Raw genomic sequence first — 24610 nt, forward strand, 5'->3', positions numbered from 1 at the left:
TGGCGTTTGTTCAATAAGAAAGCGGGATATGAGTGTTCATAGGCTAGATGGCAACCCCCCAATTGACGTGGCGATCCGCAAATCAGCACAGGCAAAGCGCCTCTCGCTGCGGGTATCGCGGCTTGACGGGCGGGTGACATTGACGATTCCCAAACGCAGTGCGCTGCGCGACGGCATCGCATTCCTGCAAAGCCGCGAAATCTGGCTGCGACAGAACCTTGTAAAACTGGCGCCCGTGGCGGTTGTGCGCGCAGGAGGCACCGTACCGTTCCAAGGCGACGCATTGCCTGTGGAGGCGGGGCAGGTCAAGCGGACAGTCTTGCGCGACGGTACCTTACATGTCGCCGACGCAGCAACAGCGGCAACAAAGGCGCGCGCGTTTCTGAAACTGCGGGCGCGGGACGAATTGGCCGCGGCATCCGACCATTACGCGGCGCTTCTGGGCCGGTCTTACAGCCGCCTCAGCATCCGCGATACGCGGTCGCGGTGGGGTTCCTGCTCGTCGGCAGGTGTACTGATGTATTCGTGGCGGCTGATCATGGCGCCGCCCGAAATCCTCCACTACGTTGCCGCCCACGAAGCCGCACATCTGGTCGAGATGAACCACTCCGACGCCTTCTGGACTGTGGTAGCTGGAATCCATCCTGACTACCAAATGCACCGCGACTGGCTACGGCAAAATGGTGATAGCTTGCACCGCGTCGATTTCGGCGATTGACCCGCCGCACGCTTGTGATCACAAAGGGCGCATGATGATTCAGGCACGCCCTCTCGACCCGTCTGCCGCCGCCCACGAGCGGGTATATCGCACATTGCGCACCCGTATTATGCACGGCGAAATGGGACCGGGCCAAGCACTGACCCTGCGCGGGATCGGCAAGGACTTTGGCGTCTCGATGACCCCTGCTCGCGAAGCAGTGCGGCGTCTGGTGGCCGAAGGCGCGTTATTTTTATCCTCGTCGGGGCGGGTTTCGACACCCGAACTGTCCAACGAGCGGATTGAAGAACTGGCAACCCTACGCGCACTTCTTGAACCTGAACTGGCTACCCGCGCCCTGCCGCGTGCACATTTCGCGTTGATCGAGCGGCTGGAAACCATCAACAACGCGGTCAGTCAGATGGTGACGCGTCACGATCCGTCCGGCTATATCCGCATGAACCTCGAATTCCATCGCACGCTGTATCTGCGCGCCCAAGCCCCTGCAATGCTGGCCATGACCGAAACCGTCTGGCTGCAGCTGGGGCCGACGATGTGCGCACTTTACGGGCGGTTGAACCGGACTGAACCACCACACCACCACCGGCTTATCCTTGCTGCCCTGAAAGCCGGCGATGATCCGGGGTTGCGATTGGCCGTGCGCATGGACGCGACCCAAGGCTTGCGGATGCTTAAAGGGTAAGATCGTGTTTTTTGGCGAACCAGAAAAACAGCGGTGTTTCCATGATCAGCAATGTGACGATTGAAAATACCGCCCAATTACTGTTGAAAAACACCATGCGAAACGGCGTGCCTGTTCCCCAAAATAATAGCCCGGCCACTGTGAGGCAGGCGGCACTAATAATCAGGTCGTAGCGCATGGCACGGGCGATCGTGATCGGCGTCAGGTTCGGGTAAACCCAAAGGTAGGCAAACGCCAAAAAGATGGCGTTCACCAGCAATATTGTGGCTTCTGGCGTCACGCGTGAATGGCACCGTCGCCGCAAGCAAGCGCGGCTTCGCGCACAGCCTCCGAATAGGTCGGGTGCGCGTGGCAGGTGCGGGCGATGTCTTCTGCTGCGGCACCAAACTCCATGCCAACGCAGATTTCGTGGATCAGATCACCCGCCATCGGGCCAATGATATGCGCGCCCAGAATCCGGTCAGTTTCCGCATCCACAAGCAATTTGACAAAGCCGTCACCCATAAAGTTTGCTTTGGCCCGCGCGTTGCCCATAAACGGGAATTTGCCGACCTTATAGGCACGACCTTCTTCCTTGAGCGCGTCTTCGGTCTTGCCAACCATACTGACCTCGGGGTGCGTATAGATCACGCCGGGGATCACGCCGTAGTTCACATGCGGGTGCTGGCCCGCAATGCCTTCGGCGACTGCCATGCCTTCGTCCTCGGCTTTGTGCGCTAGCATCGGGCCGTCAATTGCGTCGCCGATCGCATAGATACCCGCGACATTCGTGCGGTAATGATCGTCGGTTTTGATCTGGCCGCGCTCGGAAATCTCGACGCCCAACTCTTCTAGACCGAGACCCTTTGTATATGGTTTGCGGCCTGTGGCGACCAGCACGGTATCGGCTTGCAGCGTGTGCTCGCTCTCGTCCTTGCGCAGTTTATATGTGACTGTAGCCTTGCTATTCTTGACCTCTGCGCCTTGCACGGCGGCACCAAGGATGAATTTAAGACCTTGTTTTTGCAAAGTTTTCTTAAGCGCGCGCACGATGTCCTTGTCCATGCCCGGCGTAATTGCATCAAGGTATTCAATCACTGTGACTTCGGATCCAAGACGGGCATAGACCGACCCCAATTCGAGCCCGATGACGCCTGCGCCGATCACAACCATGGACTTGGGGATTTTGCCAAGTTCAAGCGCGCCAGTCGAGGTCACAACGGTTTTCTCGTCCACCGCGACGCCCTTTAATGACGCAGGCTCGGACCCTGTGGCTACGATGATATGCTTTGCCTCATGCACGTCATCGCCGACCTTGACCTGACCTGCCGCAGGGATCGAACCCCAGCCTTTCAGCCAGTCTATCTTGTTCTTTTTCATCAAGAATTCGACGCCGCCGGTGTTCTGGCCAACGACGTTATCCTTATAAGCAAGCATCTGTTTCCAGTCGACAGAAGGTGCCTTACCTTTCAGGCCCATCTCGGCGAAATTATGTTCCGCCTCGTGCAGCATTTCGGTCGCGTGCAACAGTGCCTTGGACGGGATGCAGCCGATGTTCAGGCAGGTGCCGCCAAGGGTGTCGCGGCCTTCGACGATTGCGGTTTTCAGACCCAGTTGGGCGCAGCGGATTGCGGACACATAGCCGCCGGGGCCTGCACCGATGATGATGACGTCGTAGCTGGACATATGTGTCTCCTTTGGGCGTATTTTTTACGTCTTTAATGCGTCTTCTTTGCGTATTGCATTTCTACAAAAGCGCAGTGATCAGAATAAGCAGTGTTGAGAGAAACCCGACAAACCAGATCGCGGACCGCCAAGGGGTCCAGCCGAAATAATAGGCGGGGATGTAGAGGACGCGCGCGCCAAGATAGGTGTAAGCGCAGGCAGTGGTAATACCGTTGGTTTTGTCAGTCAGCGAGATCACGGTGATCGCGATGCCAAACAGGATCAACGCCTCGAAATGATTGTCCATCGCGCGGGCAAGGCGGGCGGTTTTGACCGAGAGCAGTTCGATCATCGGTTTGCCCATACGGTCAAGATCGCGTGGAGATGCCGTTTTGCCGGTGCCAAGTTCCATGTTCGCAGGCACCGCCATGAGGGCGAATTGAATGCATTGCAGGAGGGCGGCGAGGGTGAGGGCGGTGAGTTCGGGGGTCATGTTTCGCTTTCAGTGGTGCGCATGAAAATCGGTGCGCATGGACGCGCACCCTACGGGTTGTGGATCATTTTTTCCGTTCCATATGTATCTGGACATCGGCCCCAATACATATGTCCTCAATTCTACGCCCTTTTAGCTGTTAAGCAAAGCCGGTGCCGAACAAATGTATGCTTAGCGCAACCCTTCTATCACCAGCGTGGTGATGCGAACTTTTCAATTCTTCGGAGGGTTGCGCTTTAGTCATAGTTTTGGTCCTACAAATCCATCAACAGACGACGTGGGTCTTCGAGGGCTTCTTTGACGCGCACGAGGAAGGTGACTGCGCCTTTGCCGTCGACGATCCGGTGATCGTAGGACAGGGCGAGGTACATCATCGGGCGGATCACCACTTGGCCGTTGATCGCCATTGGGCGGTCCTGGATTTTGTGCATGCCGAGGATGCCGGATTGTGGCGGGTTCAGGATGGGCGAGGACATCAGCGAGCCGTAGACGCCACCGTTGGAGATGGTGAATGTGCCGCCTGACATGTCGTCCATCGACAGTTTGCCATCACGTGCTTTTGCGCCCATTACGCCGATCGCTTTTTCGATTTCGGCGAAAGACATTTGGTCGGCGTCGTTCAACACTGGCACCACGAGGCCTGTTGGCGTGCCAGCCGCGATGCCCATGTTGACGTAGTTTTTGTAAACCACATCTGTGCCGTCGATTTCGGCGTTCACTTCGGGAATTTCTTTCAGGGCGTGGATACAGGCCTTGGTAAAGAATGACATAAAGCCGAGTTTCACGCCATGTTTCTTGAAGAACAGATCTTTGTATTCGTTGCGCAGGTCCATCACCTCGGTCATGTCGACCTCGTTGTAGGTGGTGAGCATGGCGGCGGTGTTCTGGCTGTCTTTCAGACGCTTGGCGATGGTCTGGCGCAGGCGGGTCATCTTGACGCGCTCTTCACGGGGATCATCAGAGGCGGCGGGTTTATTTGAAGAACCGGATGCGGCAGGCGCAGGGGATTTCAGCGCGCTGAGCACATCTTCTTTCATCACGCGGCCATCTTTGCCAGTGCCTGTAACGTCCGACAGGTTATTCTCTGCCATCAGTTTTTTGGCGGATGGGGCATCCTCGATGTCACCGCGCGGTTTCACCGGATCGGGACCAGCGGCAGGCGTTTCGTTCACTTTGCCGGGGTCGGTCACTGTTTTGGCAGGTGCGGATGCTTTCACCGCAGCGGCGCCGCCTTCCGAGATTTGCGCCAAAAGTGCGTCAACGCCAACGGTTTCACCCTCGGCAGCAACGATTTCGGAAAGGGTGCCAGCCACGGGGGACGGCACTTCGACGGTGACCTTATCGGTTTCCAGCTCGCAAAGCATTTCATCAACAGCAACAGCATCGCCGGGCTTTTTGAACCATGTGGCTACAGTAGCCTCGGAAACGCTCTCGCCCAGGGTTGGGACGCGGACTTCAGTGCTCATTATTTTGATCCTTCGACTGTCAGCGCATCATTCACGAGGGCTGCTTGTTCGGCTTTATGTTTGCTGGCAAGACCTGTTGCAGGCGAGGCAGATGCCGCGCGTCCTGCATAGACGGGCCGTGTGTTTTTGGCTTTGATACGTGTCAGAACCCATTCGATGTTTGGTTCCATGAACGACCAAGCGCCTTGGTTTTTGGGTTCTTCCTGACACCAGACCATTTCGGCGTTCTTGAACCGTTCGAGTTCTTTCACGGCCGATTGCGCGGGGAACGGGTAGAATTGTTCATAGCGCAGGATGTAGACGTCATCGATGCCGCGCGCGTCACGCTCTTCCAGTAGGTCGAAGTAGACTTTGCCCGAACACATGACGACGCGTTTGATTTTGTCGTCAGGCGCGAGTTTTGTGTCGGAGTTGCCGTGCTGTGCATCGTCCCACAACACGCGGTGGAACGAGGAACCTGTGGTGAACTCTTCGGTTTTTGAAACCGCCAGCTTGTGCCGAAGCAGCGATTTTGGCGTCATCATGATCAGCGGCTTGCGGTAGCTGCGGTGCAACTGGCGGCGCAGAATGTGGAAGTAGTTGGCCGGTGTGGTGCAGTTTGCCACGATCCAGTTGTCGCCGCCGCACATGGTTAAAAAACGCTCGAGACGGGCAGAGGAATGCTCTGGGCCTTGGCCTTCATAACCGTGTGGCAACAGGCAAACGAGGCCTGACATGCGCAACCATTTGCTTTCACCAGACGAGATGAACTGGTCAAACATGATCTGCGCGCCGTTGGCAAAATCGCCAAACTGGGCTTCCCACAGGGTCAATGCGTTAGGCTCGGCCAGCGAATAGCCGTATTCGAACCCTAGAACAGCATATTCTGACAGCATCGAATCGATGACTTCATACTGCGCCTGACCCTCGCGGATATGGTTCAGCGGGTAATAGCGGTCTTCGTTATCTTGGTTAATGAAGGCCGAATGGCGGTGGCTGAACGTACCGCGTGTGCAATCCTGACCCGATAAACGCACGCCGTAGCCTTCGGTCTGTAGCGATCCGAACGCCAGTGCTTCGCCGGTGGCCCAGTCAAAACCTTCGCCGGTTTCGAACATCTGCGCCTTGGCTTCCATCAAGCGGCTGATGGTTTTGTGCAGCGGGAAATCAGCGGGTGGTGTGGTCAGCGCACGGCCGATTTGCGCCATTGTTTCGGGCGCAATTGCGGTCTTGCCGCGCTGGTATTTCTTTTCGTTCCGGCGGTCCAGATGCGACCATTTCCCGTCAAGCCAGTCGGCCTTGTTCGGTTTATAGTCTTTGCCAGCTTCGAATTCTTCGTTCAGGTGAGCCTGAAACGCAGTTTTCATGTCTTCGATTTCGCCCTCTGGAATAAGGCCGTCCTTGATCAATCGCTCGGTATAAAGCGTCAGAGTGGTCTTTTGTTTTTTGATCTTTTTATACATGACCGGATTGGTGAACATGGGCTCGTCGCCCTCGTTATGTCCAAAGCGGCGATAACAGATGATGTCCAGAACCACATCTTTGTGGAATTTCTGGCGGAATTCTGTCGCGACGCGGGCGGCATGAACCACCGCTTCGGGGTCGTCGCCGTTCACATGGAAAATCGGTGCTTCGACCATCAAGGCGATGTCGGTCGGATAGGGGCTAGAGCGCGAGAAATGCGGCGCGGTGGTAAAGCCGATCTGGTTATTCACGACGATATGCATGGTCCCGCCGGTGCGGTGACCTTTCAAACCCGAGAGGCCAAAGCCTTCGGCGACAACGCCTTGACCTGCAAAGGCCGCGTCGCCGTGCAGCAGGATCGCCAGAACCTTAGTGCGGTCAGTATCGCCTTTTTGATCCTGTTTCGCGCGCACTTTGCCCAAGACAACGGGGTTCACTGCCTCGAGGTGGGACGGGTTGGCGGTCAGCGAAAGGTGAACCGTGTTGTCGTCAAACTGGCGGTCACTGGACGCGCCAAGGTGGTATTTCACATCGCCAGAGCCGTCGACATCTTCGGGTTTGAACGATCCGCCTTGGAATTCGTTGAAAATCGCGCGGTAGGGTTTCTGCATGACGTTGGCGAGCACCGACAGGCGGCCACGGTGTGGCATACCGATCACAATATCCTCGACGCCCAGCTGGCCGCCGCGTTTGATAATTTGCTCCATCGCAGGGATCAGCGACTCGCCGCCATCAAGGCCGAACCGCTTGGTGCCCATGTATTTCACATGCAGGAATTTCTCGTAGCCTTCGGCCTGCACGAGACTGTTCAGGATCGCCTTGCGCCCGTTTTGGGTAAAGGTGATTTCCTTGCCGTAACCCTCGATGCGTTCTTTCAGCCAGGCCGCTTCTTCGGGGTTGGAAATATGCATATATTGCAGCGCAAAAGTGCCGCAATAAGTGCGGCGCAGGATCGCGATGATCTCGTTCATGGTGGCGACTTCAAGGCCAAGCACGTTATCGATGTAAATCGGGCGATCCATGTTATCAGCGTTAAAGCCGTAAGATGCAGGGTCCAGCTCGGGGTGTGGTTCGTTTTCGTGCATGCCCAACGGGTCGAGGTCGGCAATCAGATGCCCGCGAATACGGTAGGCACGAATAATCATCAGCGCGCGTAGGCTGTCGAGCACGGCATTACGCACCTGCGTCTCGTCCAGCGACACACCTTTTTCGGCGGCTTTAGCTTTGATCTTTTCGCCTGCGGCGGCGGGTTCCAACGGCCATTGCCCGTCAAGGGCTGCGGTCAGATCATCGTTTGGCACAGGCGGCCAATCGGCGCGCCCCCACGACGGACCTGCGGCCTCTGCCTTTGCATCGGCGGGCGCGTCGCCCAAAGACTTGAAAAATTCCTGCCAGCTTTCGTCAACCGCATTCGGATTGTCGGCATAACGGGCATAAAGCTGCTCGACATATTCAGCGTTATGTCCTTGCAAAAAGGAGGAAGCGTGGAACTGTTCGTTTGGAGAGTGATCGTTCATGAGAAGCTCCGATTGGCCATGTCAGCCTAGTTGGAATGTGACATCCAAAATGGAAAAGTGGTTAACTGGTAAGAGGTGTACCAAACAAGAGTTAGTGCTAGAAACGCCAATAGGCACACAACCGCTGGTATCCATTTGCCCTGACCAGCAGATTTTCTCCAGCTATATGAAGCAAGATCCGCTGTGAAAGGGGTCGTGATACTGTGCCCGTTTGACGTTTCTAGCATGTGTTTTAAGCCTTACCCAATTGCCTTGATCACGGCTTCGCCGAGAGTGGCTGGGCTGTCGGCCACGATGATCCCTGCGGATTTCATCGCTTCGATCTTGGATTCCGCATCACCTTTGCCGCCTGCGACGATGGCACCTGCGTGGCCCATGCGTCGGCCTGGAGGGGCGGTGCGACCTGCGATGAAGCCAGCGGTTGGTTTCCAGCGGCCTTTTTTGCGTTGGTCTGCGAGGAACTCGGCTGCTTCTTCTTCTGCGGAGCCGCCGATTTCGCCGATCATGATCATCGAGTGTGTTTCGTCGTCGTCGAGGAACATGTTGAGGACGTCGATGTGTTCGGTCCCTTTGATCGGGTCGCCGCCGATGCCAACAGCCGTGGATTGGCCGAGGCCCAGATCAGTGGTCTGCTTGACCGCTTCATAAGTCAATGTACCAGAGCGGGACACAACACCGACGGAGCCGCGTTTGTGGATGTGGCCGGGCATAATGCCGATTTTGCAGGCATCAGGCGTAATCACGCCGGGGCAGTTTGGCCCGATCAGGCGGGATTTTGATCCCTCCAGCGCACGTTTCACGCGCATCATGTCCAGCACAGGGATACCTTCGGTGATGCAGATAATCAGCTCCATTTCGGCGTCGATCGCTTCGAGGATCGAATCCGCTGCAAAGGGAGGCGGCACATAAATCACAGAGGCATTCGCGCCTGTTGTGTGGCGCGCCTCATGCACCGAGTTGAAAATCGGCAGGTCAAGGTGGGTTTGCCCGCCTTTGCCTGGCGTTACGCCGCCGACCATTTTGGTGCCGTAGGCAATCGCCTGTTCAGAGTGAAAAGTGCCCTGCGAGCCGGTGAGGCCCTGACAGATCACAAGGGTGTTTTCGTCAACGAGAATGGCCATATGGGCCTCCTTGGTTCGCAAATCGGACGCGTTTTGCGCCGTCTGCTTGTGTCATGTTTGCCTGCGCCGATTTCACCTGTTTGTCGGCGTTATCGGCGCGGTCGCGGTCAAAGGGCGATCTTAGCGGGTGAATTCAAAGATACTGCCGTTGGTTTGTGCCGGCGCGGTTGTGACCGCCGGACTAGCGACATTCATTGGAGCACTCACCATTGATGTGCTGTCGTCGATGATCACGCGGGTCGCCGCCGCTGTGCCGATTGGCAATTTGCCGCCCGGTGCATCCGCAATCGGGCTTTCGGCCTGCGGACCGCTACGCACTGTGCTTGGCTCGCGACTATCTACGCAACCTGCCATTACCAGAACGCCGCATATGGTCATCACGAATGTTGCTTTCGTCATCGTTTTACCCTTTCACTGCGGCGACAATTTTTTGTGCGCCATCCTTCAGGTCGTCAGCCGCGATAACGTCGAGACCGGAGTTGTTGATGATGGCTTTGCCTTCGGCGACGTTGGTGCCTTCAAGACGGACAACCAATGGCACTTTCAGGCCGACCTCTTTTACGGCCGCAACTACACCCTCTGCGATCACATCGCAGCGCATGATACCGCCAAAGATATTGACCAGAATGCCTTTGACCTGTGGATCAGAGGTGATGATCTTGAAGGCTTCTGTGACCTTTTCTTTGGTCGCACCGCCACCAACGTCGAGGAAGTTGGCAGGCTCGGCGCCATACAGCTTGATGATGTCCATTGTGGCCATCGCAAGGCCTGCGCCGTTCACCATGCAGCCGATTTCACCGTCAAGGGCGATGTAGTTCAGGTCAAATTTGGACGCTGCCAGCTCTTTTGGATCTTCTTCGGTTTCATCGCGCAATGCGGCGATATCCGCGTGGCGGTAAATCGCGTTGCCGTCGAATGACACTTTCGCGTCAAGCACCTTAAGGTCGCCCTTGTCGGTCACGATCAGCGGGTTGATTTCCAGCATCTCCATGTCTTTTTCGGTGAATGCTTTGTAAAGCTGACCCATCAAGGTCACGCACTGCTTGACCTGACCGCCGGTTAAGCCCAGCGCAAATGCGACGCGGCGACCATGGAATGCCTGATAGCCTGTCGCCGGATCAACGGTAAAGTTGATGATTTTCTCAGGGGTGTTTGCGGCCACTTCTTCAATGTCCATACCGCCCTCGGTCGAGACAACAAAGCCGATGCGCGACGACTGGCGATCAACCAGCAGTGCCAGATACATTTCTGTTTCAATGCCAGAACCGTCTTCGATATAGACGCGGTTCACGACCTTGCCCGCAGGTCCGGTCTGGTGTGTGACCAAGGTGCGGCCCAGCATTTTCTTGGCCTCTTGCGCGGCCTCTTCGACAGATTTGGTCAGACGTACACCGCCAGCTTCACCTGCATCGGCTTCTTTGAATTTGCCTTTGCCACGGCCACCTGCGTGGATTTGGGCCTTCACAACCCAAAGTGGGCCGTCCATTTCGCCTGCGGCTGTTTTGGCGTTTTCGGCCTTCAAAACGGCGCGTCCGTCGCTGACGGGTGCCCCGTAGGAGGCCAGTAGCGCTTTGGCTTGGTATTCGTGGATATTCATCAATGCGTCCCTTGCGTTGCTGGGTGTTGACCATTTGAACCACAGTCCGACACCTAAAAGAACAAGGATTTATGAACAAAGCGAAAAAAGTGACATTTGTGATCACACGCGAAAATGCTGTGATCACAAATGTCAGCTATTGGGCGTTAACTGTGATTCGGATAATGGAATAAGTCGGAGAGATGCGACGTTTTGGCAAAGGATTCGACTGTAAAATGCCTACTTTTTGCCCAGTTTAGTGTGTGTCGGGTTATGCATCAGATCGCGATTTTGGACACGCGATGATGTCTTTGAAGAAATAATTTCGACCGAGGTGAGGTGATCTAAGCGCGAGAAAGAAGCGCCCATTTTGCCAAGGTGACTGCTTGCTTTGGCCGTGATTTTTGCAAAACGATTTGAGACAGTAGTAATGAGCGGCTAGGAGTGAAAAGCCAGCAGATTTGGAAGCTAGGTCAAGACATGTAGCAACGTGGCTCTACCCTCAAAACGCAAAAAGCGCCCCAGAAGGGACGCTTTTCTTGGGTGATACTTAATGGTTTACGCCAGCGTGCTGTCGATGTCTTTGCAGGCTGCAACCAGACCTTTGACCGCGTCGACAGATTTGTCGAACATCGCTTGCTCGTCTTTGTTCATCTGGATTTCGACAACGCGCTCGATGCCACCAGCACCGATGATTGTTGGCACACCAACATAGAACCCGTCGAGGCCGTAAGCGCCGTCAACGTGTGCCGCGCATGGCAACAGGCGCTTTTGATCTTTCAAGAACGCTTCGGCCATTTCGATTGCGGATGTTGCTGGTGCGTAGAAAGCAGAGCCTGTTTTCAGCAAGCCAACGATTTCTGCGCCGCCGTCGCGTGTCCGCTGAACGATTGTGTCCAGCTTCTCTTGCGTGGTCCAACCCATTTTCACCAGATCTGGCAAAGGGATACCCGCAACTGTCGAGTAACGCTCTAGCGGCACCATTGTGTCGCCGTGACCGCCCAGAACGAACGCGGTTACATCGCGCATCGAGACGTTGAATTCTTCTGCAAGGAAGTGACGGAAACGTGCCGAATCAAGCACGCCAGCCATGCCGCAAACCATATGTGGGGGCAGGCCCGAAAATGTCTGAAGCGCCCAAACCATCGCATCAAGCGGGTTTGTGATACAGATGACGAATGCGTTTGGCGCGTGGGCTTTGATGCCTTCGCCAACGGATTTCATCACTTTGAGGTTGATCCCCAGAAGGTCATCACGGCTCATGCCCGGCTTGCGCGGAACGCCAGCGGTCACGATGCAAACGTCTGCGCCTGCGATATCAGCGTAGTCATTGGTGCCTTTGAACGACCCGTCGAATTTAGCCGAAGGGCCGGATTCTGCGATGTCGAGAGATTTGCCTTGCGGGAAGCCTTCCGCGATGTCGAAAAGCACGACGTCGCCGAGTTCTTTTACGGCTGCGAGGTGTGCAAGCGTACCGCCGATTTGTCCGGCGCCGATGAGGGCAATTTTAGGTCTAGCCATTTGATGCGTCCTATTTGGGTTGAATTCTGCCGCTTTGGGTAAGGCTTTGTCCGTCGCAAAGCAAGTGCGCCGCGGTGCAGCGTGGTGAAAACGTTATAGTTCCTGACAGCTGTCTCAGCTAAAGAGTGCTTAATAAGAGAACCATAGCAGGACATCGGATGATCGAATTTGGTTGGCAGTTTTTCGCGATAGGTATTCCCGCGATCATTTTTGGTGGAATTTCCAAGGCCGGTTTCGGATCGGGTGCATCATTTGCTGCGGGTGCGATTCTGGCGTTGGTGGTGCCACCTGGGGCGGCGCTGGGCATTGTGTTGCCGCTATTTATGTTGGTGGATGCTGCCGCGTTAAAACCCTATTGGGGCAAATGGGATTGGCCCGCCGCCAAGGGCATGATGCTGGGCGCTATTCCGGGGGTGCTGGTCGCGTCTTGGGTTTATAGCGTTGTGGATGCCAATGTGTTCCGCGTCTTGATCGGGCTTATTTGTCTGGGGTTTGTGGTGTTTCAATTGTCGCAAAGTTGGGGTTTGATGCAGGTCCGTCGTTTGCCTGCGCTACGGCGTTATGCGTGGATTGCAGGGGCTGTGTCAGGTTTTACCAGTTTTGTCAGCCATGCAGGCGGCCCGCCGGCTGCTGTGTTTATGTTGTCGCAGGGGTTTAGTAAGCTGGTGTTTCAGGCGACGACGGTGATTACCTTTTGGGCGATTAACTGGATGAAGTTTGTGCCGTATTTTTTCCTCGGCATTTTCACGCTGGATACGTTCAAGGGGGCGTTATTGCTGGCGCCGTTTGCATTGATTGGTGCGTGGATCGGCGTGAAGATGCATCATTTGGTGCCCGAGCGCGTGTTCTTTGGTTTGACATATGTGTTGTTGACGCTGACGGGTATCCGCCTGATCTGGATTGCGATTTAGGCATTGAATGGTGGGGGTATCGCCGCAGTTCAGGCTAGGGCTTGCGGCGGCATAATGTGTGGTTGCAAAGAGTGCGCGAGAGCCGTGACAGTGTTCGTATCACCGCGACGGTGGCTCATTGCGCGTGGTTTATGCTGCGTTGCGGCGCGTTTTTGGTTGATTGATTGCGTGTTTTCTGTCCAATCTGGCGCAACATTATTGCGAGGAAGAAGCTATGTTTGACCGCCCCTACCGATCTGCGCTGTATATCCCTGCATCAAAGGAGCGCGCCTTGGAGAAGGCTCGCGGCTTGCCTGTTGATGTGATCTTGTTTGATTTGGAGGATGCGGTCGGCCCTGATGCCAAGGTGGAGGCGCGTGTGACATTGGCCGCAGCATTGGCTGCTGATTACGGTCCGCGTTTGAAGGTGGTGCGGATGAATGCGCTGGATAGCATGTGGGGTGCGGACGATGCGGCGGCGATTGCGCAGATGGACTGTGATGCGGTTTTATTGCCCAAGGTGAATAGCACGGCGGATTTGGATGCGTTGCAAAACCTTATCCCGGATAAGGTTTTCTGGGCGATGATCGAGACACCGCAGGGGGTGATGAATGCCGCAAGCATTGCGGCGCACCCTAAAATGGCGGGGTTCGTTTTGGGGACCAATGATCTGGCGAAGGATCTGAACTCGCGGACGCGCGGAGCGTTAATGACATCGTTGCAATTGTCTGTTCTCGCGGCCAGAGCAGCGGGAATTGTTGTGTTGGACGGTGTTTATAATGCGTTCAAGGATGATGACGGGCTTGCGGCAGAATGTGCCGAGGGCCGCGATATGGGGTTTGATGGCAAGACTTTGATCCATCCTGCGCAGATTGCGATTTGTAATGCCGCGTTTGGCCCCAGTGCGGATGAGGTGGATTTGGCGGCGCGGCAAATCGCGGCGTTCGAAGCGGGCGACGGTGGTGTAGTGGTTGTTGACGGCAAGATCGTTGAGAACTTGCATATCGTGACGGCACAGGCGACGTTGCGCAAAGCTGCGGCAATCGCCGCTTTGGAGGCTTAGATGTTTTTACTTGTTCTGGGTGTGGTTATTTGGTCGGCGGTCCATTTGTGGAAGCGTGTCGCGCCCGAGAGCCGTGCAAAATTTGGCGATAAGGGCAAATTGTTTGTGGCGATTGCCTCTGTTCTGGCGATTGTGATGATGGTGCTGGGGTATCGTGCATGGGATGGCACCATTTATTGGGGCCGTACCCCTGCGATGGCGGGGATTAACAACCTGCTGATGTTTTTGGCGCTATATCTCTATGCGACGGGTGCGCCTGGTCCGGGTCGTCCACGGGTTTGGCTGGGCCGCAAGCTGCGGCATCCGCAGTTAACCGGATTTTCGGTTTGGGCGGTTGCGCATTTGCTGGTGAATGGTGATACGCCATCGTTTGTGTTATTTGGCGGCTTGCTGGTTTGGGCTGTTGTGAGCATGGTTTTGATCAACCGTGCCGAGCCTGTATGGACCCCTGCACCAGAGCGTGCGCCGATTAAAGAATTGATCCCGATTGTCGTGACTGTCGTGGTTTTTGTTGTTGTCTCGCTGATCCACTCATGGCTCGGCTATAACCCGTTTGGATAAGATATGATTGTTTACCGTATGATAACCGAGGACGACACGTCCGAGTTTTGCCACCGCGTGACGGAGGCTTTGTCTAAGGGCTGGTCGCTGCATGGCTCGCCTGCCTATGGGTTTGATGCCGCTAATGGCGTGATGCGCTGTGCACAGGCAGTGACCAAAGAGGCTGACGTGGAGTATTCGCGTGAGATGAAGCTGGGCGCTGTGTAATGAGCAAGACGAATGCGGGGCGGTTTTTTGAGGATTACGGCGTTGGCGATGTGATCACACATGCCGTGCCGCGTACGATCAAGATGGGCGAGAGGGCGTTATATCATGCGCTATATCCTGCCCGTCATGCCCTGCATTCGTCGGATATGTTTGCGAAGTCTTGTGGTTTGCCGTTCAGTCCGCTGGATGATTTGATCACGTTTCACACGGTGTTTGGCAAGACTGTGCCTGATGTGTCGCTGAATGCGGTGGCGAATTTGGGTTATGCAGAGGGCCGCTGGATTGCGCCGTTGTGGGAGGGTGATACCGTTACCGCGACGTCGGAGGTGATTGGCGTCAAGCAGAACTCGAATGGCAAAACCGGAATTGTTTGGGTCCGCACCACGGGGCGCAATCAGCATGGTGATGTGTTGATGGAATATGTGCGTTGGGTGATGGTGAAACGCCGTGATGCGGGGGCAGCACCTGAGGCGGTTGTGCCTGAGTTGCGTGCTGTGGTGGATGCGGCCGACTTGGTGATTCCTGACGGGCTGGATTTCACGCGTTATGATTTTACGCTGGCGGGCGAGCCACACCGGATGGCGGATTACGCGGTGGGCGAGATCATTGACCATGTGGATGGTGTCACCATTGAAGAGGCCGAGCATATGTTGGCCACGCGGTTGTGGCAGAATACGGCCAAGGTGCATTTTGATGCAACCAGCCGTGCCGATGGCAAGCGGTTGATTTATGGCGGTCATGTGATGTCGATGGCGCGGGCGCTATCGTTCAATGGGCTGGCGAATGCGCAGATGATTGTGGCGTTGAATGGTGGCGCACATGCCAATCCTTGTTTCGCAGGTGATACCGTGCGGGCGTGGTCGCAGGTGCTGGAAACGGCAGAGACGAATGCGCCGGGCGTTGGGGCTATTCGTTTGCGGCTGGTGGCGACGACCGGTGCTGCGGGTGATTTGCGCGGTGATGACGGTAAATATCTGCCAGAGGTTTTGTTGGATCTGGATTACTGGGCGTTGATGCCAGTTTAGGTAGGGCTTGTGATCACAAAAATTTCGGCTGTGATCACAGAGCGCAAGAATTAGCGCTAACGCGACGCTTTTTCATGATTTATCAAGGTGTGGCTGCGTGACTCTGGCAGCGATATGGTGCAAAACAGAGTTAATCGCGCGCTGCGCTGTCTGAAGGGAATTTAGGAATGGCTGATGTGAACCGGGGCAATCGCCCGCTTTCGCCGCATTTGACGATCTATCGTCCGCAACTGACGTCGATCACATCGATCTTTGTGCGTTTGACGGGGAATGCGTTGTTTGTCACGGCGTTGATGATCGTTTGGTGGTTAACGGCGGCAGCGACCGGGCCTGATGCATTTGCAACTGCGGACGGGTTTGTGCGTAGTTGGTTTGGTGATCTGGTGCTGTTTTTGTCGACATGGGCGATTTGGTATCACATGGCGGGTGGTATTCGTCATCTGATCTGGGATTCGGGTCATATGCTGGATGTTAAACGCTCGGAGCGGGCGGGGCTGGTAATGATTGCGGCCTCGGTTGTGCTAACTATTTTCACTGTAATTGTATTGTAAGGGGCCGTTGATATGGGTTTTATGACAGATCGCCAACGCGCCGTCGGCATGGGTTCAGCGAAGTCTGGTACGCAGCATCATTGGAGTATGATGGTTAGTTCTGTGGCGCTTGTTGTGCTGGTGCCGTTGTTTATTTTCACATTTGGCGGCATTCTGGGCCAGCCTTATGCGGAGGTCGTCGCTTATTATCAGCGTCCTGTACCGGCGACGATTGCCGTGCTGACGCTGTTGGTCGGATTTCACCATTTTCGTGGGGGTGTTCAGACCTTGATCGAGGACTATGTGAGAGGCACGGCCCGTAAGGTCCTGCTGATTTCGATGATTTGCCTTTCTTATGGTGCCGCAGCGCTGGGCGTTATCGCCGTGCTGCGCATCGCGCTTTAATTTCGCCGGAGATGATGACGATGGCTGCTTATGAATATGAAACTCACACTTATGATGCCATTGTTATTGGCGCGGGCGGTGCGGGGTTGCGTGCGACGCTGGGCTTGGCCGAGCAAGGGTTAAAGACCGCGTGTATTACCAAGGTTTTCCCGACCCGTTCACACACTGTTGCGGCACAAGGTGGCATTGCTGCCTCGCTTGGTAATATGGGACCGGATAGCTGGCAGTGGCATATGTTTGACACTGTAAAGGGCTCTGATTGGCTGGGCGATACGGATGCGATGGAGTATCTGGCGCGTGAAGCCCCCAAGGCGGTTTACGAGTTGGAGCATTACGGTGTGCCATTCTCGCGCACTGAAGAGGGCAAGATTTATCAGCGCCCGTTTGGTGGTCACACAACAGAATTCGGTGACGGCCCGCCTGTGCAACGGACCTGTGCGGCGGCTGACCGTACTGGTCACGCGATTTTGCATACGCTTTATGGCCAGTCGTTGAAGGAAAAAGCCGAGTTTTACATCGAGTATTTCGCGACTGATTTGATCATGTCCGAGGACGGGCAGTGTCAGGGTGTAGTTGCGTGGAAGCTGGATGATGGCACCATGCATGTGTTTAACGCCAAGACGACTGTGTTGGCGACGGGCGGGTATGGTCGTGCGTATTTCTCTGCGACGTCTGCGCATACTTGTACAGGTGATGGTGGTGGCATGGTGGCCCGTCAGGGTCTTGCTTTGCAGGATATGGAATTTGTGCAGTTTCACCCGACGGGGATTTATGGCGCGGGTTGCCTGATCACCGAGGGCGCGCGCGGCGAGGGTGGTTATCTGACCAACTCTGAAGGCGAGCGTTTCATGGAGCGGTATGCGCCGAACTATAAAGATTTGGCGCCACGCGATTATGTATCGCGCTGTATGACGATGGAGATGCGCGAAGGGCGCGGTGTTGGTGCGGGCAAGGATCATATCCACCTGAACCTGAACCACTTGCCAGCCGAAGCGTTGAACCTGCGTTTGCCCGGTATTTCTGAAAGCGCGCGTATTTTTGCGGGTGTTGATGTGACCAAAGAGCCGATCCCTGTTTTGCCGACGGTGCATTATAACATGGGCGGTATTCCGACGAACTATCATGGTGAGGTTTTGAACCCGACCCAGGGAGACCCGAACGCGGTTGTGCCTGGTCTGATGGCGGTTGGTGAAGCAGGTTGTGCGTCTGTGCATGGTGCGAACCGTCTTGGATCCAACAGCCTGATCGATCTGGTCGTGTTTGGCCGTGCGGCGGCGATACAAGCGGGCAAGGTTGTGGACCGGAATGCAGCGAACCCTGTGCTGAACCAAGCGTCCGTGGACGCGGCGTTTGACCGTTTTGACGGGTTGCGTCATGCCAAGGGTGATATCTCGACGGCGGAATTGCGGTTGGAAATGCAGAGAACCATGCAGGCTGATGCGGCGGTGTTCCGTACCGATAAGACGCTGAAAGAAGGCGTCGTAAAGATGACCGAAGTCGCCGGTAAGATGGGCAATATCAAAGTGACTGACCGCTCTATGGTCTGGAATTCCGACTTGATGGAAACGCTTGAGTTGACCAATCTGATGCCAAATGCGCTGGCGACGATTGTTGGTGCTGAGGCCCGCAAGGAAAGCCGTGGCGCGCATGCCCATGAGGATTACGCGACCCGCGACGACGAAAACTGGCGCGTGCATACGATCAGCCGCGTTGACGGTGTGAAGGTCGCGTTGAGCCACCGTCCTGTGATAACCGAACCGCTGACGACGGAGAAAGACGGCGGCATAAGCCTGAACAAAATTGCACCAAAAGAACGGACATTCTGATGCATAAGTCATTAGGTATCATGGCGTTTTTAGCGGTTTCGGCTTGCGTGGGTGCAGAAGAGATTATCGAGGTTTCGATGCGCGATCAGGCCAAAATGGTAATTAACGGTCAAGTTGCGCAGCGGTTTCCGGGCGTGAATGCCGCGCCGATTACCGATTGCATTGTTGATGCGGCGTCAGGCGAAGAGATTGCAATGATTGCGGCCAATGCGGCGGTAGGCAGCACGGCCGCGTCGACGGAGATCATTTTGCAGGTTGCCCAGCGGCCAGCGGCCAATGCCTGCATTTTGGGTAACGGTCTGAGTATGTTGTCACGATGATCTTTGCTGCCGTCAGACACTTACCATTGCTTGGCGCAATGATGTTGGGGGCTTGCACTGCGCAGGGTCCTACGCTGAACGCGCAGGCAGAGCAGATGGAATTGGCGATCGTGAATTGTAAGGCGCAGTTGGGGCTGGGCGGTCAGTTGCAGACTGAAGTGTCGTTTGATGGTGGTGTGGCGCAGGCGCGCGCTGTGCCGTTTGACCAGATCACACCGACGGATGCGGATCGCATTAATATTTGCGCAGGCCAGCCGGTGACATTGGCAGATGGTATGGAAGTTGTGCCATTGGGTGCTGCGCCGCTGATGCCTGTGCCTGTGGCGCGCGTTGAGACAACTTTGCCTGTTCAAGCGACCCCTGCGTCTGTGACGGGTGGTTCTTGTCCGGCTGGATATACTGGCATGTATGCTGGCACGCTTTATTGCACAGGTGGGCCGTTATGATCCGCTTGGCTGTAGTTTTGCTGATGTTGGGGGCTTGTAGCACCACGATGACGCCGCAGCAGGCGGCAGATCATTGCGAAAAGCGCGCGCGTGATGCGCAGGGGCCGACCGGTGGTGTGACCTTTGGCGTGAACAATAAATCGGGTGCGTTTACCGAGGCGGAGATTGGCATTTCGAGCGATTTCCTGCGCGGGGCTGATCCTGATGTGTTGTATGATCGTTGCGTTATCGAAATTACTGGTGAGGGCCCAATTCGTCGCCCTGTACTGCGGAATATGTAAGGTTTTGGGGCATTTGCCCTTGAGGAGACACGATTATGGTAGAACTGACGCTTCCTAAGAATAGCCGCATGGTGACGGGCAAAACATGGCCGAAACCTGAGGGCGCGAAAAATCTGCGTAAGGTGCAGGTGTATCGTTGGAGCCCTGATGATGGAAAAAATCCGTCGTTGGACACTTATTTCATTGATATGGATAATTGCGGTCCGATGGTTCTGGATGCGTTGATCAAGATCAAGAACGAGATTGATCCGACGCTGACGTTCCGCCGCTCTTGCCGCGAGGGGATTTGCGGGTCTTGTGCGATGAACATCGACGGGATCAACACATTGGCCTGTATTTATGGCATGGATGAAGTTTCCGGCGATGTGAAGATTTACCCATTGCCGCATCTGCCCGTGATCAAGGATTTGATCCCTGATCTGACGCATTTTTATGCCCAGCACGCGAGCATTATGCCGTGGCTTGAGACCAAAACAGCGGCTCCTGCAAAGGAATGGCGTCAGTCGATTGAGGACCGCGAAAAGCTGGACGGTCTTTATGAGTGCGTGATGTGTGCCTGTTGTTCCACGTCTTGCCCGTCGTATTGGTGGAATGGCGATCGGTATTTGGGCCCAGCTGCGTTGTTGCATGCGTATCGTTGGATCATTGATAGCCGTGATGAGGCGACTGGCGAGCGTTTGGACGAGTTGGAAGATCCGTTCAAATTGTACCGTTGCCACACGATTATGAACTGCGCCAAGACGTGCCCTAAGGGATTGAACCCTGCCAAGGCGATTGCGCATATCAAACAGAAGATGGTTGAGCGCGTCGTTTAAGGCGCGATCTATTTGATGTATTTGAAACGGCGGCGCGGTGGCGTCGCCGTTTTGCGTTCTGCACAAGAACTGCGAAAATAGTCGTGGGGCTGTGTGCGATGTCCGGGTTAGCACTGGGTCAGTGAAAAAGAGAAGGATTGGTTATGTTGAAGTCTACTGGTGCGCGGTTCCTGATTGTCGGGGTTTTGGCGCTGTTTATGGTGATTCCGCTGATGATGGTCAGCTCTGTGATTGATGCGCGCGCGCATTATTCGCGCGAGGCAATTCGCACAGTGGGTGACGAATGGGGTGGCCGTCAGAGTATTTATGGTCCCATTCTGGTGTTGCCCGTGCAGGGTCCTGTGACGATCAAGGAAAGTCGTGAGGCGGTTGATCCTGTCACGGGTGCGGTCACGGTCGAGATGTTCGAGGTGACAAAAATTCAAGCGAAAAGGCCGGTATTTGTGTTGCCGATGTTGTTTGATGCGGATTTGGGCACGCAGACCGAGCAGCGAAAGCGCGGGATTTTTCAGGTGCCGGTTTATACGGCGGATCTGTCGATCGCGTTTGACTATGACACCGCCGGTGTGGATGCGCAGTTGCAGGCGGGCGAAGAGATTTTATGGAGCGATGCCTATTTGCAGGTGGGACTGACCGCAAATAAAGCGTTGCGCGGAGTCGCGTCTTTGACGGTGGATGGTGCCGATTTTCCGCTGGAGCCGCGCGGCGCGGATGGCACTGGCGAGAGCGGGATCAGGGCGGACTTGGGCGATCCGCGTTTGCATCAAACCTATCAGCTGGCGTTAGGGTTCAATGGGGCAGAAAGCGTGATGGTGTCGCCTGTTGGGCGCACGTCGAATGTAACCATGCAGAGCGATTGGCCGCATCCAAGTTTCAGCGGTGCTTATTTGCCCAATGAGCATGAAGTGACGGAGGCGGGGTTCGAGGCAACTTGGTCGATACCGCATCTGGCGCGGAATTTGCCGCAGGTGTCGCGCAGTGATACGGGCGGCATGGAGGAGGCTGTTGCCTTTGGTGTTCGGTTTTATCAACCCAATGATTTTTATCAAAAGGCGTTTCGGGCGGCGAATTACGGCATTTTGTTTGTGTCGTTGACGTTTCTAACGGTGCTGTTGATCGAAATGCGGCAGAAAAAGCAGGCGCATCCGGTGCAATATATTTTGATCGGTTTGGCGCAGGCGATATTTGTGTTGTTGATGGTGGCCTATGCCGAGCAAATTGGATTTGCCTATGCGTATTTGCTGGCGTCGGTGGCGACGGTCGGGCTTTTGATTGTTTACGGGGTCACGGGGTTGAAGCTGGGGCGGCGTGTCTGGGTGTTGGCGGCGATGTTGGTCGTGCTTTACGGGCTTTTGTATATGATTTTGCGGTCGGCGGATTATGCGTTACTTGCGGGTGCTACGCTGTCGTTTGCGGCTCTTGCTGGCACAATGATCGCGACGCGCAATGAGGAATGGAGTGCGCCCGAAGGGACGCCGCGCCTTTTTACACGTAAGAAGAAATTAAGCGTTGAGGAGAAAACAGAGTGATGAATGAACCTAAAGATGCGGCAGCGCGCCGTGCGGTGAAACCTGTGATTTGTTATCCTGTGGAGACCTTGCCGCAGCCTGATCTGGCGCTTTATGCGCGGGCGCGGGAGGGGGCCGCTTTGACGGACGAGGTGCTAGTGCCGCCGCGAGAGGCCGCGGTGATTGAAGTGCCTGCGGGGTCGTTTTTGCGGATGAGTTCCGTGGATGGACCGCAGGTTGGCGACTTAAACTTGTTTGCCAAGGGGGATTTGGCAGAGCGGTTTTATTCGGGCAAGACCCGCGCATTGCATGGCACGCATATCACCACAGGGGACCGCATGTGGTCGTGTTTTCCTTATTTGCGGCCGATGGCGACGGTGTTTGAGGATACGCTGGCGTGGTATGGCATCGATGAGTTTGGCGGTTCTGTGCACGACGTGATTGGCACGCGCTGCGATCCTTATACCGGCAAGTTATTGTCGGGGGATGATTATCATCATTGCTGCCATTCGAACCTGACGCGGGCCTTGGCGGATTATGCGGGGCTGAGTTTGGTGCAGGCTGAGGCGCATGTGCATGATGTGATGAACCTGTTTATGTGCACCGGATTTACCCGCGATACGGGGCAGTATTTCATGAAGGCCAGCCCTGTGCGGGAGGGTGATTATCTGGAATTATTTGCCGAGATTGATGTGGTCGCGGTATTGAGTGCGTGTCCCGGTGGGGATTGCAGTGATGAGCATTCGAGTGACACTGCTGCCTGTTATCCGTTGAAGATGGAGGTTTTCACGCCTGCGGATGGGGCGTTGGAAGGGTGGGTGCCGCCTGCGGTGAACGCCTATGACCGCACCCACGGGCGTTAGCAGTACCGTTCGGCGGTCGCTGATTGTGCCTCGCTGTAGCGGTCGCCCCATGCCCAGCCGACGGGCAGGGTCGCGTCGATTTTTGCGGCGAGATCGGGGCTGATTTTGATTTGATCGGCGGCGGCCCAGTCGTGCAGGTGGTCTACGCTGCGTGTGCCAGGGATGGGGATGATGTGGTCGCCTTGGGCCATGATCCATGCAAGTGCGAGGGCCGGTGCGGTGTAGCCGTGGTCGCGGGCGAGTGTGTGGAAGGCTTGGGCGGTTGCCGCGTTTTGGGGCCAGTGTTCAGCGTGGAAGCGTGGCATGGCTGCGCGGAACGTGCCGAAGCCTGCGTCGTTGACGTCGATGATATCGCGCCCGAAAACGCCCCTCGCGAGGGGTGAGAAGGCGACGAAGGTGACGCCGAGGCTGGCACAGGCTTGGATCAGCCCGAGTTCGGGCTGGCGTGTCCACAATGAGTATTCGTTCTGCACGGCGCTAACGGGGGTGACGGCGTGGGCGCGGCGTAGGGTTGTGGGCGAGATTTCGGAGATGCCCCAGCCTTTGATTTTGCCTTTGGTGATAAGGGTGCCCATGAAGCCTGCGACGTCCTCGATGGGGACGGATTTTTCGTGGCGGTGGATGTAGAACAGGTCGATTGCCTCGGTGCCTAAGCGTTTGAGAGAACCGTCGAGTTCTGATTCGAGGTAGGCGGGATCGTTGTTGACGGGGCGGGCGGTGTTGCGGGTAAGGCCCGCTTTGGTGGCGATCACAGGTTGGTGGGGGCGCGAGGCGAGCCAGCTGCCGATGACCTGTTCCGAGATGTGTGGGCCGTAAATGTTGGCCACGTCGAGAAAATTGATCCCTGCATCCCATGCGGCGTCCAATGTTGCGTGGCTTTCAGCGGTGGTGCTGTCGCCCATCGCGCGCCCAAACGACATACAGCCAAGGCCAATTGCAGAGATGGGGATGCCCGTATTTCCTAGGGTTTTCATGATGGGAACGCGGCCTCTAGAGCGATTTCGACCATTTCGCCGAAGCTGCTTTCGCGTTCGGAGGCGGGGAGGGATTCGTGGGTGATCAGGTGGTCGGAAACGGTGAGGACCGCCAAGGCGCGGCGTTTGTGCCGGTGGGCAAGGTTGTAGAGTTCGGCGGCTTCCATTTCGACGCCCAAGATGCCGTGCCGGATCATTTCTTTGTTCAGGTCGGGGCGTTCGTCATAAAAGACGTCCGCCGAATAGATTCCGCCAACGTGGGTTTTCACACCTTTTGCGATGGCTGTTGCATGGGCGGCGGAGAGCAATCCGTAGTCCGCGCAGGGTGCGAAACTGAATTCTTTGAAGATGCCGCGAGAGGGGGTCGAGATGTTGGACGCGGTCATGGCGAGGATGACGTCGCGGATGCCCACGTGGTCTTGCATGCCGCCGCAAGAGCCGATGCGGATCAGGGTTTGGGCGTTGTAATCCGAGATCAGTTCATTGGCGTAGATCGAGAGTGATGGCATGCCCATGCCCGACCCTTGGATCGTGACGGGATTGCCGCGCCATGTGCCTGTGTAGCCAAGCATCCCGCGGACTTCGTTCACGAGGCGCGCGTCGGTGAGGAAGGTCTCGGCCGCCCATTTTGCGCGGTAGGGATCGCCCGGCATGAGGACGGTTGGGGCGATGTCGCCGGATTTTGCGCCGATGTGGATTGTCATGATGGCTTCCT

27 protein-coding genes are annotated in these 24610 nt (G+C 55.9%); 16 read left to right on the forward strand and 11 right to left on the reverse strand.

Going from position 1 to position 24610, the window contains the following annotated elements; translation table 11 throughout:
* The first annotated feature begins 28 nt into the window (after positions 1-28).
* Both ACXLHR_RS15865 and ACXLHR_RS15870 read left to right on the forward strand, forming a co-directional pair.
* On the forward strand, positions 29-718 hold the full coding sequence (locus ACXLHR_RS15865; protein WP_458792339.1) for a M48 family metallopeptidase: 690 nt from the start codon (positions 29-31) through the stop codon (positions 716-718).
* A 31-nt stretch (positions 719-749) separates the two neighbouring features.
* Entirely contained in the window at positions 750-1400 is a 651-nt protein-coding gene (locus ACXLHR_RS15870; RefSeq protein ID WP_458792567.1) for a GntR family transcriptional regulator, read from the forward strand.
* Here the strand turns inward: ACXLHR_RS15870 and ACXLHR_RS15875 are convergent.
* The 9 genes from ACXLHR_RS15875 to mdh form a co-directional block, all read right to left on the reverse strand.
* Complete coding sequence (locus ACXLHR_RS15875; protein ID WP_458792340.1) at positions 1390-1680, reverse strand: hypothetical protein; 291 nt, start codon at positions 1678-1680, stop codon at positions 1390-1392. The genes ACXLHR_RS15870 and ACXLHR_RS15875 overlap by 11 nt on opposite strands.
* Positions 1677-3065, reverse strand: coding sequence for a dihydrolipoyl dehydrogenase (lpdA, locus tag ACXLHR_RS15880; protein ID WP_458792341.1), 1389 nt, complete (start codon positions 3063-3065; stop codon positions 1677-1679). The genes ACXLHR_RS15875 and lpdA overlap by 4 nt, the downstream gene beginning before the upstream one ends.
* A 61-nt stretch (positions 3066-3126) precedes the next feature.
* Positions 3127-3537 (reverse strand): MAPEG family protein, encoded by a 411-nt coding sequence (locus ACXLHR_RS15885; RefSeq protein ID WP_458792342.1) that lies wholly within the window; start codon positions 3535-3537, stop codon positions 3127-3129.
* A gap of 254 nt (positions 3538-3791) precedes the next feature.
* Positions 3792-5003, reverse strand: coding sequence for a 2-oxoglutarate dehydrogenase complex dihydrolipoyllysine-residue succinyltransferase (gene odhB, locus ACXLHR_RS15890; protein WP_458792343.1), 1212 nt, complete (start codon positions 5001-5003; stop codon positions 3792-3794).
* Positions 5003-7963 (reverse strand): 2-oxoglutarate dehydrogenase E1 component, encoded by a 2961-nt coding sequence (locus tag ACXLHR_RS15895; protein WP_458792344.1) that lies wholly within the window; start codon positions 7961-7963, stop codon positions 5003-5005. Before ACXLHR_RS15895 ends, odhB begins: the two co-directional genes overlap by 1 nt.
* Before the next feature lie 239 nt (positions 7964-8202).
* Positions 8203-9084: a succinate--CoA ligase subunit alpha gene (sucD, locus tag ACXLHR_RS15900; protein ID WP_458792345.1), complete on the reverse strand. Its 882-nt coding sequence runs from the start codon at positions 9082-9084 to the stop codon at positions 8203-8205.
* Positions 9085-9204: 120 nt separating this feature from the next.
* Positions 9205-9483 carry a hypothetical protein gene (locus tag ACXLHR_RS15905; RefSeq protein ID WP_458792346.1) on the reverse strand — a complete coding sequence of 93 codons (279 nt, stop codon included), beginning with the start codon at positions 9481-9483 and terminating at the stop codon, positions 9205-9207.
* 4 nt (positions 9484-9487) lie between these two features.
* Positions 9488-10681, reverse strand: coding sequence for an ADP-forming succinate--CoA ligase subunit beta (gene sucC / locus ACXLHR_RS15910; RefSeq protein ID WP_458792347.1), 1194 nt, complete (start codon positions 10679-10681; stop codon positions 9488-9490).
* Positions 10682-11218: 537 nt separating this feature from the next.
* Positions 11219-12181, reverse strand: coding sequence for a malate dehydrogenase (gene mdh / locus ACXLHR_RS15915; protein ID WP_458792348.1), 963 nt, complete (start codon positions 12179-12181; stop codon positions 11219-11221).
* Between the two features lie 158 nt (positions 12182-12339).
* Between mdh and ACXLHR_RS15920 the strand changes: the two genes are divergently transcribed.
* The 14 genes from ACXLHR_RS15920 to ACXLHR_RS15985 all read left to right on the forward strand — a co-directional run bounded on the left by ACXLHR_RS15920 (position 12340) and on the right by ACXLHR_RS15985 (position 22921).
* Positions 12340-13092: a sulfite exporter TauE/SafE family protein gene (locus tag ACXLHR_RS15920; RefSeq protein ID WP_458792349.1), complete on the forward strand. Its 753-nt coding sequence runs from the start codon at positions 12340-12342 to the stop codon at positions 13090-13092.
* Positions 13093-13306: 214 nt separating this feature from the next.
* The gene (locus tag ACXLHR_RS15925; protein ID WP_458792350.1) at positions 13307-14134 is read left to right on the forward strand and encodes an HpcH/HpaI aldolase/citrate lyase family protein; all 828 of its coding nucleotides are present in this window, start codon (positions 13307-13309) and stop codon (positions 14132-14134) included.
* Positions 14135-14695 carry an NnrU family protein gene (locus tag ACXLHR_RS15930; RefSeq protein ID WP_458792351.1) on the forward strand — a complete coding sequence of 187 codons (561 nt, stop codon included), beginning with the start codon at positions 14135-14137 and terminating at the stop codon, positions 14693-14695.
* A gap of 3 nt (positions 14696-14698) precedes the next feature.
* The gene (locus ACXLHR_RS15935; RefSeq protein ID WP_458792352.1) at positions 14699-14902 is read left to right on the forward strand and encodes a DUF1737 domain-containing protein; all 204 of its coding nucleotides are present in this window, start codon (positions 14699-14701) and stop codon (positions 14900-14902) included.
* Entirely contained in the window at positions 14902-15927 is a 1026-nt protein-coding gene (locus ACXLHR_RS15940; protein WP_458792353.1) for a MaoC family dehydratase, read from the forward strand. Before ACXLHR_RS15935 ends, ACXLHR_RS15940 begins: the two co-directional genes overlap by 1 nt.
* Positions 15928-16094: 167 nt before the next feature.
* Positions 16095-16478 (forward strand): succinate dehydrogenase, cytochrome b556 subunit, encoded by a 384-nt coding sequence (gene sdhC, locus ACXLHR_RS15945; protein ID WP_458792354.1) that lies wholly within the window; start codon positions 16095-16097, stop codon positions 16476-16478.
* Positions 16479-16490: 12 nt separating this feature from the next.
* Positions 16491-16862, forward strand: coding sequence for a succinate dehydrogenase, hydrophobic membrane anchor protein (gene sdhD / locus ACXLHR_RS15950; protein WP_458792355.1), 372 nt, complete (start codon positions 16491-16493; stop codon positions 16860-16862).
* A 20-nt stretch (positions 16863-16882) separates the two neighbouring features.
* On the forward strand, positions 16883-18688 hold the full coding sequence (gene sdhA, locus ACXLHR_RS15955; protein ID WP_458792356.1) for a succinate dehydrogenase flavoprotein subunit: 1806 nt from the start codon (positions 16883-16885) through the stop codon (positions 18686-18688).
* On the forward strand, positions 18688-19008 hold the full coding sequence (locus ACXLHR_RS15960; protein ID WP_458792357.1) for a succinate dehydrogenase: 321 nt from the start codon (positions 18688-18690) through the stop codon (positions 19006-19008). The genes sdhA and ACXLHR_RS15960 overlap by 1 nt, the downstream gene beginning before the upstream one ends.
* A complete protein-coding gene (locus tag ACXLHR_RS15965; protein WP_458792358.1) occupies positions 19005-19454 on the forward strand; it encodes a hypothetical protein in 450 nt (149 codons plus the stop codon). The genes ACXLHR_RS15960 and ACXLHR_RS15965 overlap by 4 nt, the downstream gene beginning before the upstream one ends.
* A complete protein-coding gene (locus tag ACXLHR_RS15970) occupies positions 19451-19735 on the forward strand; it encodes a hypothetical protein (protein ID WP_458792359.1) in 285 nt (94 codons plus the stop codon). Before ACXLHR_RS15965 ends, ACXLHR_RS15970 begins: the two co-directional genes overlap by 4 nt.
* A gap of 35 nt (positions 19736-19770) precedes the next feature.
* Positions 19771-20550 carry a succinate dehydrogenase iron-sulfur subunit gene (locus tag ACXLHR_RS15975; RefSeq protein WP_458792360.1) on the forward strand — a complete coding sequence of 260 codons (780 nt, stop codon included), beginning with the start codon at positions 19771-19773 and terminating at the stop codon, positions 20548-20550.
* Between the two features lie 143 nt (positions 20551-20693).
* A complete protein-coding gene (creD, locus tag ACXLHR_RS15980; RefSeq protein WP_458792361.1) occupies positions 20694-22079 on the forward strand; it encodes a cell envelope integrity protein CreD in 1386 nt (461 codons plus the stop codon).
* The gene (locus tag ACXLHR_RS15985; protein ID WP_458792362.1) at positions 22079-22921 is read left to right on the forward strand and encodes an urea carboxylase-associated family protein; all 843 of its coding nucleotides are present in this window, start codon (positions 22079-22081) and stop codon (positions 22919-22921) included. Before creD ends, ACXLHR_RS15985 begins: the two co-directional genes overlap by 1 nt.
* Here ACXLHR_RS15985 and ACXLHR_RS15990 read toward each other — a convergent pair.
* Positions 22918-23895, reverse strand: a complete 978-nt coding sequence (locus tag ACXLHR_RS15990; protein ID WP_458792363.1) for an aldo/keto reductase — start codon at positions 23893-23895, stop codon at positions 22918-22920. The genes ACXLHR_RS15985 and ACXLHR_RS15990 overlap by 4 nt on opposite strands.
* Positions 23892-24599, reverse strand: coding sequence for a purine-nucleoside phosphorylase (gene deoD, locus ACXLHR_RS15995; RefSeq protein ID WP_458792364.1), 708 nt, complete (start codon positions 24597-24599; stop codon positions 23892-23894). Before deoD ends, ACXLHR_RS15990 begins: the two co-directional genes overlap by 4 nt.
* Between the last annotated feature and the right edge of the window lie 11 nt (positions 24600-24610).

It is taken from the genome of Yoonia sp. MH D7 (assembly GCF_054439475.1).

Coding starts and splice junctions, on each gene's coding strand:
- ACXLHR_RS15865 (WP_458792339.1), top strand. CDS start 29: ATGAGTGTTCATAGGCTAGATGGCAACCCCCCAATTGACGTGGCGATC.
- ACXLHR_RS15870 (WP_458792567.1), top strand. CDS start 750: ATGATGATTCAGGCACGCCCTCTCGACCCGTCTGCCGCCGCCCACGAG.
- lpdA (WP_458792341.1), bottom strand. CDS start 3,065: ATGTCCAGCTACGACGTCATCATCATCGGTGCAGGCCCCGGCGGCTAT.
- ACXLHR_RS15885 (WP_458792342.1), bottom strand. CDS start 3,537: ATGACCCCCGAACTCACCGCCCTCACCCTCGCCGCCCTCCTGCAATGC.
- odhB (WP_458792343.1), bottom strand. CDS start 5,003: ATGAGCACTGAAGTCCGCGTCCCAACCCTGGGCGAGAGCGTTTCCGAG.
- ACXLHR_RS15895 (WP_458792344.1), bottom strand. CDS start 7,963: ATGAACGATCACTCTCCAAACGAACAGTTCCACGCTTCCTCCTTTTTG.
- sucD (WP_458792345.1), bottom strand. CDS start 9,084: ATGGCCATTCTCGTTGACGAAAACACCCTTGTGATCTGTCAGGGCCTC.
- ACXLHR_RS15905 (WP_458792346.1), bottom strand. CDS start 9,483: ATGACGAAAGCAACATTCGTGATGACCATATGCGGCGTTCTGGTAATG.
- sucC (WP_458792347.1), bottom strand. CDS start 10,681: ATGAATATCCACGAATACCAAGCCAAAGCGCTACTGGCCTCCTACGGG.
- mdh (WP_458792348.1), bottom strand. CDS start 12,181: ATGGCTAGACCTAAAATTGCCCTCATCGGCGCCGGACAAATCGGCGGT.
- ACXLHR_RS15920 (WP_458792349.1), top strand. CDS start 12,340: ATGATCGAATTTGGTTGGCAGTTTTTCGCGATAGGTATTCCCGCGATC.
- ACXLHR_RS15925 (WP_458792350.1), top strand. CDS start 13,307: ATGTTTGACCGCCCCTACCGATCTGCGCTGTATATCCCTGCATCAAAG.
- ACXLHR_RS15930 (WP_458792351.1), top strand. CDS start 14,135: ATGTTTTTACTTGTTCTGGGTGTGGTTATTTGGTCGGCGGTCCATTTG.
- ACXLHR_RS15935 (WP_458792352.1), top strand. CDS start 14,699: ATGATTGTTTACCGTATGATAACCGAGGACGACACGTCCGAGTTTTGC.
- ACXLHR_RS15940 (WP_458792353.1), top strand. CDS start 14,902: ATGAGCAAGACGAATGCGGGGCGGTTTTTTGAGGATTACGGCGTTGGC.
- sdhC (WP_458792354.1), top strand. CDS start 16,095: ATGGCTGATGTGAACCGGGGCAATCGCCCGCTTTCGCCGCATTTGACG.
- sdhD (WP_458792355.1), top strand. CDS start 16,491: ATGGGTTTTATGACAGATCGCCAACGCGCCGTCGGCATGGGTTCAGCG.
- sdhA (WP_458792356.1), top strand. CDS start 16,883: ATGGCTGCTTATGAATATGAAACTCACACTTATGATGCCATTGTTATT.
- ACXLHR_RS15960 (WP_458792357.1), top strand. CDS start 18,688: ATGCATAAGTCATTAGGTATCATGGCGTTTTTAGCGGTTTCGGCTTGC.
- ACXLHR_RS15965 (WP_458792358.1), top strand. CDS start 19,005: ATGATCTTTGCTGCCGTCAGACACTTACCATTGCTTGGCGCAATGATG.
- ACXLHR_RS15970 (WP_458792359.1), top strand. CDS start 19,451: ATGATCCGCTTGGCTGTAGTTTTGCTGATGTTGGGGGCTTGTAGCACC.
- ACXLHR_RS15975 (WP_458792360.1), top strand. CDS start 19,771: ATGGTAGAACTGACGCTTCCTAAGAATAGCCGCATGGTGACGGGCAAA.
- creD (WP_458792361.1), top strand. CDS start 20,694: ATGTTGAAGTCTACTGGTGCGCGGTTCCTGATTGTCGGGGTTTTGGCG.
- ACXLHR_RS15985 (WP_458792362.1), top strand. CDS start 22,079: ATGAATGAACCTAAAGATGCGGCAGCGCGCCGTGCGGTGAAACCTGTG.
- ACXLHR_RS15990 (WP_458792363.1), bottom strand. CDS start 23,895: ATGAAAACCCTAGGAAATACGGGCATCCCCATCTCTGCAATTGGCCTT.
- deoD (WP_458792364.1), bottom strand. CDS start 24,599: ATGACAATCCACATCGGCGCAAAATCCGGCGACATCGCCCCAACCGTC.